Below are 1272 nucleotides of genomic sequence, written 5' to 3' on the forward strand. Positions count from 1 at the left end.
GATCTTTTATTTACACCTGACAATTCTAGATTAATTTTTGATACTGAAGATAAGAAATCATCTTTAACAACTATGAGCCTAGCTTTAGATAATCTCGTGAAAGAGATTAAAAAGGATCTAGGCTATTCATATAATAGTAGTTTAGAGTCTCATTATTTAACTAGTTAGTCGCTTCCAGAACATTGTTCCTATTGTTTTCCTACCGTCAACATTGTAATACTTGACGGTAGCACTTTCATTGTCTCTATTGAGGGTTAGCTCTGCAAATCCTCGGTGAATACGTAATTCAGCATGATTTAAGTCTTTAGGTCGGTTTTCATAACTGTAAAGTATTTTATATTCATCAATCTCATCATAAACAATAGCTGCAGAAATACTGTTCGATACGGAATACTCTGTTTCTAGCCTAATTCTAACTTTATCCCAACTTTGAAGTATTATGACGTCACCTTTCCATTTAAAATCTTGCTTGATCATATCATCATCTTCTTGTTGAAAGCTTGAAACTCCATCGCAAGACCACTTTCCAGATATGTTTGGATATTTTAATATCTTAAAAAACAGAGTGGTTTTCCACATCCATTTCTCAAATAAAAAATAAACTGCTAAAAAAAGTGTACCTGTAGTCAACGTTGACAAGATCGTATTCCAATGAGATGGAAGCTCACCAAATACTTTCAACAAAGCATAAATCAATAACCAAGAAACTGCTGTAGCAAAGGCATATACATATCTACCTACATGTGATCTGTTATATCCATTCTGAACGCAATACTCATGACCGTCTTTTACCATATTGAACTCTTTTCTAAAAGCATTTAACGTATTTTACGATAATTTTCAGCTTATTATAGACTACTAAAATATACCTATAAACTGATATTAATTATGAAGAGTTATGTATTTACTACTTACGTTTAATTAAAGTGATTTGAAAATATACACAGGCCTCTAAAACTTACATAATCAACATTTTATACTAAATTTTGTATCTCAATCTCCAACGCATCACATATCTCATATGCTTTCTTCAGAGTAATGTTTTTCTCTCCACGCTCAATGTTTCCCATATAGCTACGATCAATACCTGCCATCTCCGCCAATCTTTCTTGGGATATTCCTTTGATTTTTCGTATCTCACGGACACGCTTTCCAAAGGCAATCATACGCTCATCTGTTGTCATCTCATTAACCACTGCTAAAGATAGCAATACTCACAGTGGTAAGCTACAATATCCACGGGATATAGTCGGTATTGAGAGGTGGGCGTGA

2 protein-coding genes are annotated in these 1272 nt (G+C 33.6%); both read right to left on the minus strand.

The genetic code is table 11. The features are described 5' to 3' along the window. Positions 1-156 precede the first annotated feature (156 nt). Positions 157-795, minus strand: coding sequence for a Cap15 family cyclic dinucleotide receptor domain-containing protein (locus CXF62_RS01390; protein WP_102092630.1), 639 nt, complete (start codon positions 793-795; stop codon positions 157-159). Positions 796-974: 179 nt separating this feature from the next. Continuing rightward, positions 975-1184: a helix-turn-helix domain-containing protein gene (locus CXF62_RS01395; protein ID WP_102092631.1), complete on the minus strand. Its 210-nt coding sequence runs from the start codon at positions 1182-1184 to the stop codon at positions 975-977. Positions 1185-1272 lie beyond the last annotated feature (88 nt).

The sequence above is a fragment of the Psychrobacter sp. MES7-P7E genome (genome assembly GCF_002863645.1).
GTDB lineage: Bacteria > Pseudomonadota > Gammaproteobacteria > Pseudomonadales > Moraxellaceae > Psychrobacter.

Bases quoted from the DNA above. Each gene is read 5' to 3' on its own strand.
- CXF62_RS01390 (WP_102092630.1), bottom strand. From the start codon at position 795: ATGGTAAAAGACGGTCATGAGTATTGCGTTCAGAATGGATATAACAGA.
- CXF62_RS01395 (WP_102092631.1), bottom strand. From the start codon at position 1,184: ATGACAACAGATGAGCGTATGATTGCCTTTGGAAAGCGTGTCCGTGAG.